Genomic DNA, 5964 nt, shown 5'->3' with positions numbered 1-5964 from the left:
GCTCCAGACGAAGCAGGACGCGCCGGCGGGGGCGGGCATCCTCGCCTCCTTCTCGGGCAACGCGCATGGGGACCTGGTCATCCGCAAGGGGGGCGGGGTGTTGAAGCTTCCCTACCAGCCAGGGCGGTCGCGTCCGGCGGACATGGCCTTCGTGGTGGATGGGTTTCGCGTGGCGCGCAGCTATCCGGAGTACATGCAGAAGTGCCTGGACACGGTGTTGAATCCCAGACCCGAGCTGCAGGGTGAGGTGAAGCGGTACTACTTTCACCAACCCAACAAGCGGGTGATGGATGCCTTCGTGACGCGCGCGGGGCTTTCGCCCGAGACTGTCGCTTGCAATGTTGACTTGTATGGAAATACGTCGGCGGCGGGGATGCTCATCCTGCTGGCGGAGGACCTGGAGGCGGGTCGCGTTCGACTGGGTGCGGGGGACATTGTGTTGGTGGCGGCCGTTGGAGCGAATATCCACTACGGCGCGCAGTTGATTCGGCTGTAAACTTCGAGTGCCTCCTTCCCCCCGTGGAGACACCGTTTGATGACAGACATGAAGCAGAAGCCGGACGTGCTCGAGCCCCACCTCGCGCGCGAGTTGGAGGAGCGCGTCTCGTTGGCGACGCGCGACGACACCGCGCGCGGATTGTTTTTCAATGGCGTGATTGGCGCGGTGAAGGTGCTTGGTGGCGACAGCGCGGTACAGCAGTGCCTCGCCGTCGCGGGAGAAAAGAAGTACGTCGATTTCTTCAACTACCCGGTGGCGGCGTTCCTGCGGCTGTCTTTCACGGCGGCGCAGGTGATGGGGCCGCAGTTGGGTGGGTTCGACCCGGCGTTGCGGAGGATGGGCGTGCAGGCGACGTCGGACTTCCTGTCCTCGGCGGCGGGCAAGACGCTGCTGTTATTGGCCGGGAACAGCCCGAAGCGGATGCTGGGCAACCTGCACTCGGGCTATCGAGCGGCGGTGAGCTACGGTGAGCGCGGCGTGACGTGGACGAGCGATACGAGTGGCGTCTTCACGATGAAGCGCGACTTCATGACGCCGGCCTATCACGAGGGTGTGCTCCAGGCGGTCATCGAGGCGATGGGCGGAACGCAGGTGCACGTGAGCGGCAAGAAGACGGGGCCGCTCGACGCCGAGTACACGCTGTCCTGGCAGTAGCAGCGGCCTCCAGGCGCGCGCGGTACGGAGGGGCCGTGCGCGCCAGGGGCTCATGGGCCAACGGGCAGAAGCTGTCGGCGGGCAGGGCCCCGGATGCGTGCGGGCTCCAGGACTCTCAAGAGGAGGAACCTATGTCGCGGTGGCACGGTGGTGCGGTGGTGCTGGGTGCGTGGGTGATGCTGGCGGGAGTCCCCGAGGCGCGAGCGGCGGAGGAGGTCTACCAGTTCCGCACCCAGGAGGACCCGACGAAGCCCCCGGACGCGGCGGTGTGCGCGGCGGCGCCGTTCGAGACGACGGTGAAGCTGGGCGCGAGCATCTACGTGCCGAAGAGCCGCGAGCGCGACGGCAAGTGGGTGAGCCGGGGCGAGAAGAGCGTGGGGTCGGCGACGGCGTGCCTGCGAATCACCGACACGCGCTTTCCGGCGGGGCAGCAGATACCGGCGCACATGCGTTTCAATCTGCCGGAAGGGAGCTTCACGGCCTCTGGGACGTGCACGCTGGTGAGCAACGACGTGCCGGTGGCGGGGCTCGTGCTGGCGGGGTGTGCGCTGAAGCTGGTGGAGATGCCGAGCGGCTACGCGGGCGGCACGGTGTCGAGCACCAGTGTGTTCAACCCCGGGAAGCTGCCTGGCTATGCGACGGGCTCGAACTACACGCTCTACGTGTACCGGGCCGAGCCGTCGAAGGAAGCTGGCGCTAAGGCCCCCGCGCCCTGAGCCGCCCGCGCCCTCGCGTGCGTCGAGAGTGCCGGGTTGAGCCCCATGAGAGGCAAGGGTCCACCCTTCGTCACAGTCGGACGGGGGTGTACCAGGGCTCTCGGCGGCGCGAGGCGGCGGTGCGGACCGGGTCGGGTGGCTGGGGGACGCTGGTGTAGTGGAGGCGATAGCCGCGCGGCAGCGTCTTCCAGTACGTCACGTTCCAGGGAGTGAGCGCCTCGCCGCGCTTCGACTCGGGAACGGGGCGGTTTCCATCGCCGAGCTCCTCGTGGAAGCGAAACTCCGCCTCGGCGATGTCGAGACTCACGGCTTCGATGACCCACGACTCCGGGGCGTCGTTGGCGCTGGGCTCCTCGCCGGCGTTGACGTAGCGGCTCCAGTCGGGCCGGGCCTGGGTCTCCCAGAGCGCACCTCCCGAGGGCGTGAGTTCATAGACCTGGATGGAGCGGGGACGGGGCCGGAGGATGGCCTGGGAAATCGCCTCGGGGGTGAAGAGCTCCTCCATGCCGTCCGGGTGTTCGTGGATGCGGATGAGGTCCCGCTCGGCGAGTCCGGCCAGGCGCTCGCACAGCTCCTCGTGGGAGAAGCGAGGGTCATCGCGCATGTTGAGTGAGCCCGCGGGGTCCGGCGACACGAGCAGCTGAAGGGGCGTCGGCAGCTCCAGGGCTGCCTCCAGGAGCCAGAGGTCCAGGAGGTCCACGGGCGCGTTCTCGGGGAGCATTCCTGGAGGATAGAGCATCGGGTGGGGGGCTGGGCACGGGTTGGCTGTCGGACGATTCATTTCGTTTTCGGAAATTCCGAAAACGGAGCGGTTGTTAGAGAAGCGCCATGAAGAGGCTCCGATTCGTCCTGGAAGTGCACCGGGCCACCCACCGCATCGGCCTGTTCCTGGAGGCGGTCGAGCCTCCCTTGGGGCTCTCGCAGGGGGAGGCCCACCTCTTGGCGTACTTGTTGGAAGCGGGGGACACCTCGCTGAGCGAGCTGCACGCGGCCTTCGCGCACAAGCGCTCCACACTGACCAGCTACATGGACCGGTTGGAAGCGAAGCGTCTGGTGAAGCGGGAGGCGAGGCCCGAGGACCGTCGCTCGTTCCAGGTATTGCTGACGGGAGCGGGCCGGGCGTTGGCCACGCGGGTCCACCGCCGGCTGGAAGTCCTGGAGGCCGCGGTGCTGGAGCGGCTGGGCGACGAGGATGTGGAGGGCCTGACGACGGGGCTCGAGGCGCTCGCCGAGGTGGACCATGTGGCCCGCCCGGAGCGCAAGTCGAAGCCGAAGGTGAAACCGTGAGCGTGGAAGGAGGTGACCTGGGGGACGCGGACTTTCTCGCGGCGGTGGAGGCGGCCACCTATCCGGGAGAGCGGTTCCGTCACCGGGAGCACCTGAGGCTGGCCTGGCTGTGCCTGCGCGCGGAAGGCTTCGAGGCGGGACTGGCGCGGCTGCGCGACCTCATCCGCCGCTACGCCACAACGCTCGGGGCGGCGGGCAAGTATCACGAGACGCTGACCCGGGGCTGGGCGGAGCTCGTCCAGGGGGCGATGGAGGCGTCACCCGGGAGCGCGTCCCTGGAGGCCTTGTTGGAGACGACCCCGGAGCTGGCCGACGCGAAGCTGTTGGCGAGCCACTACCAGAAGGAGACGCTGGACTCGGCCGAGGCACGAGCTTCCTGGGTGGCACCGGACCTGAAGCCGCTGCGAGCAGGGGCCGCCCTTCGAGGAATCGGAGGGAGCGCGCTCCGGTAGAGGGTCAGGGGCCCGTGAGGTTGTGGTCGCGCATGTACTTGTCCAGGGTGCGTCGGGCCTGGGTGCGGACCTTGTTCCGGAGGAAGGGCGTCCATCCGAGGACGAGCCCCGTGGGCCCGAGTGCCTGACGAGACCAGGTCCAGAAGTCGAAGCGGTCTTGGTGGCGGACAATCTTCCCGTCGCGGAACTCGAACTCCGCGTCGATGCGGTTGAGGACTTTCCGGCCGGTGGTGGCGAAGGTGTAGAGGGCATCCCAGTGGGCGCGACCGGTGCGGTCATCGGCCTGGACGTCGCGGTAGGTGACCTGCAGGTCCTTGCCGCGCTCGCAGAGCATGGTCCACATGGCGGTGGTGCTCCCGTGGCGCAGGCCAATGAAGACGGAGTCGGAGAACTCCACGTCCGGGTGGTAGCAGGCGTTCATGGCCTTCGAGTCACGGCGCTGGAACGCCGAGTAGAAGTCGACGATGAGCTGGGAGTGCGGATTCATGCGGGGAGGTCTACCAGACCTGTGCTCGCCCATGCTGGGGCGTCCCGGGAGTTTTCGGGAGGGGACGGCCGAGGTGGCGAAGACCTCATCTGGAGCCTTCCGGCGTGGCACCGGGTGGGGGGCACATGGCAAATTGCGCCCCATGGCTCGCGACATCGTCATCTGGCCGCACAAGGTCCTCACCTCGCCCACGAAGCCCGTGACGGACTTCGGTCCCTCGCTCCAGACGCTCCTGGAGGAGATGGCCGAATCCATGAAGGAAGCCGAAGGCATCGGCATCGCCGCCAATCAGGTGGGCGTGTCGCTGCGCGTGGCCCTGGTGGGGCGTGAGGACGGGACGTCCTTCGAAATCGTCAACCCACAAATCCTGGAGCGGAAGGAGAACGTCACGTTGGAGGAGGGCTGCCTCTCCGTCCCGCGTGAGTGGGAGAAGTGCCCGCGGTTCCACCGGGTCAAGGTCCGCTACCAGGACAGGACAGGGGAGTGGCACGAGGTGGAGGCGGAAGGGCGCCTGGCGCACGTCCTCCAGCACGAAATCGACCACCTGGATGGCCACGTCTTCGTGGACCACCTTTCCGGGCTGAAGCGCACGCTCATCCTGGACAAGATGAAGAAGCTTCAGAAGACGAAGGCTCGGCAGAAGGACAGCTGAGCGGCTCGGGAGGGAACGTGGCGCCTGGCACCATTCCCGAGCGGGTGACGGCCTTCCGCGAGCAGTACCGCGGTGAGCATGTCGGTCCCCGCTACTCTGGCCGGGCGCACTTCGCCTTCACGAGTCTGGGCTCGCTGGGCGTCATCCTCCTGGCGCTCTCTCGAGTAGAGGCGGTGCGTCCCTGGGAGTGGCTGACGGTTCCCGGGGTCTTCTTGCTGGGGAACGTGGTGGAGTTCCTGGGGCACCGGGGGCCCATGCACCACAAGAGGCGGGGGCTGGGGCTGCTCTTCCAGCGGCATACCGAGCAACACCACCGCTTCTTCACCCATGACGCCCTGGCCTACGAGTCCTCCCGGGACGTGAAGATGGTGCTCTTCCCGCCGGTGTTGCTCCTCTTCTTCCTGGGAGCTGTCGCCGCGCCGCTGGGAGTGCTCACCTTCCTGGTGTCGACGCGGAACGTGGGCTGGCTCTTCGTGGCGTCGACGGTGGGCTACTACCTCTCTTACGAGTGGCTCCACTTCTGCCACCACCTGCCGCCCGAGCACCGACTGGCCCGACTCCGGCCGCTGGGCTGGCTTCGCAGGCACCACCAGGCGCACCACGACCCCTCGAAGATGGGGCGCTGGAACTTCAACATCACCGTTCCGCTCTCGGACTGGTTGTTCGGGACGCTGGCCTCGCCCCCAACGTCGGAGGGCGGGCGGAGGGCCGACCCCTGAGGCCGAGGAAGCCTTCCTGGGGCGTCGGGGGTTCACGAAATGCGGTTCGGTGGATAAATCCTGCGGACCGATCATCCGGTATTTGACGGACGACAGGTGACGAGGTACTAACTGGACCCCTGCTCGACGCCTTGGTGCCCCGGCACCTGACGGCGAACGGACGGGGGAAGTAAATGGTCGACGAAGGTTGTTGACCTGGGACGCGGCGGTGATAAAAGCCGCGCCCCCTGGCCGAAACGGTGATCGCGGTAACCCACCGGGGCGGACGCAGGAAGAAAGACGGAGCCAACCAAATAGGTTGATCCGGGGCGCGGTGGTGATAGAAGCCGCCCTCCCGAAAGAAGCAGCGGAAGCCACTGGGCGGCGCTGGAGACTTCGGGAAGCAGCAGAGAAGAAAAGCGAAACTGGGTGGTTGACAGGGAGCGCGAAGATGAAATAGAAGAGGCGCCCCGCTGACGCCGGAAAGAAGCAGAAGGCGGCAGCAAAGTAGCAAAAAGT

At 67.0% G+C, this 5964-nt stretch carries 9 protein-coding genes; 7 read left to right on the top strand and 2 right to left on the bottom strand.

Features of this window, described 5'->3' with window-relative positions; genetic code table 11:
- The 3 genes from HR086_RS43880 to HR086_RS43870 form a co-directional block, all read left to right on the top strand.
- Window positions 1-496 (top strand): 3-oxoacyl-[acyl-carrier-protein] synthase III C-terminal domain-containing protein (locus HR086_RS43880; protein ID WP_305794123.1); only part of this gene is annotated, 496 nt, incomplete at its 5' end.
- A 39-nt stretch (window positions 497-535) separates the two neighbouring features.
- Entirely contained in the window at window positions 536-1153 is a 618-nt protein-coding gene (locus HR086_RS43875) for a DUF2378 family protein (RefSeq protein WP_174464307.1), read from the top strand.
- Window positions 1154-1284: 131 nt separating this feature from the next.
- Complete coding sequence (locus HR086_RS43870; RefSeq protein WP_254614891.1) at window positions 1285-1869, top strand: hypothetical protein; 585 nt, start codon at window positions 1285-1287, stop codon at window positions 1867-1869.
- 70 nt (window positions 1870-1939) lie between these two features.
- Here the strand turns inward: HR086_RS43870 and HR086_RS43865 are convergent, their stop codons facing one another.
- Window positions 1940-2590 carry a hypothetical protein gene (locus HR086_RS43865; protein ID WP_254614892.1) on the bottom strand — a complete coding sequence of 217 codons (651 nt, stop codon included), beginning with the start codon at window positions 2588-2590 and terminating at the stop codon, window positions 1940-1942.
- A gap of 107 nt (window positions 2591-2697) precedes the next feature.
- Here HR086_RS43865 and HR086_RS43860 point away from each other — a divergent pair, with 107 nt between their 5' ends.
- Both HR086_RS43860 and HR086_RS43855 read left to right on the top strand, forming a co-directional pair.
- Complete coding sequence (locus HR086_RS43860; RefSeq protein WP_141647655.1) at window positions 2698-3156, top strand: MarR family winged helix-turn-helix transcriptional regulator; 459 nt, start codon at window positions 2698-2700, stop codon at window positions 3154-3156.
- Window positions 3153-3608 carry a hypothetical protein gene (locus HR086_RS43855; protein WP_174468615.1) on the top strand — a complete coding sequence of 152 codons (456 nt, stop codon included), beginning with the start codon at window positions 3153-3155 and terminating at the stop codon, window positions 3606-3608. The genes HR086_RS43860 and HR086_RS43855 overlap by 4 nt, the downstream gene beginning before the upstream one ends.
- A gap of 4 nt (window positions 3609-3612) precedes the next feature.
- Here HR086_RS43855 and HR086_RS43850 read toward each other — a convergent pair whose 3' ends face one another.
- Window positions 3613-4095 carry a nuclear transport factor 2 family protein gene (locus HR086_RS43850; protein WP_141647653.1) on the bottom strand — a complete coding sequence of 161 codons (483 nt, stop codon included), beginning with the start codon at window positions 4093-4095 and terminating at the stop codon, window positions 3613-3615.
- Between the two features lie 142 nt (window positions 4096-4237).
- Between HR086_RS43850 and def the strand changes: the two genes are divergently transcribed.
- Both def and HR086_RS43840 read left to right on the top strand, forming a co-directional pair.
- On the top strand, window positions 4238-4747 hold the full coding sequence (gene def / locus HR086_RS43845) for a peptide deformylase (protein ID WP_141647652.1): 510 nt from the start codon (window positions 4238-4240) through the stop codon (window positions 4745-4747).
- Between the two features lie 17 nt (window positions 4748-4764).
- Window positions 4765-5466 (top strand): sterol desaturase family protein, encoded by a 702-nt coding sequence (locus HR086_RS43840; RefSeq protein ID WP_174468614.1) that lies wholly within the window; start codon window positions 4765-4767, stop codon window positions 5464-5466.
- The last annotated feature ends 498 nt before the right edge of the window (window positions 5467-5964 follow it).

Source organism: Myxococcus sp. CA039A (assembly GCF_013336645.1).
In the GTDB taxonomy this organism is placed as follows: domain Bacteria; phylum Myxococcota; class Myxococcia; order Myxococcales; family Myxococcaceae; genus Myxococcus; species Myxococcus llanfairpwllgwyngyllgogerychwyrndrobwllllantysiliogogogochensis.
The sequence above is the reverse complement of the archived record's forward strand: the minus strand, read 5'-3'. Positions and strand labels throughout refer to the sequence as shown.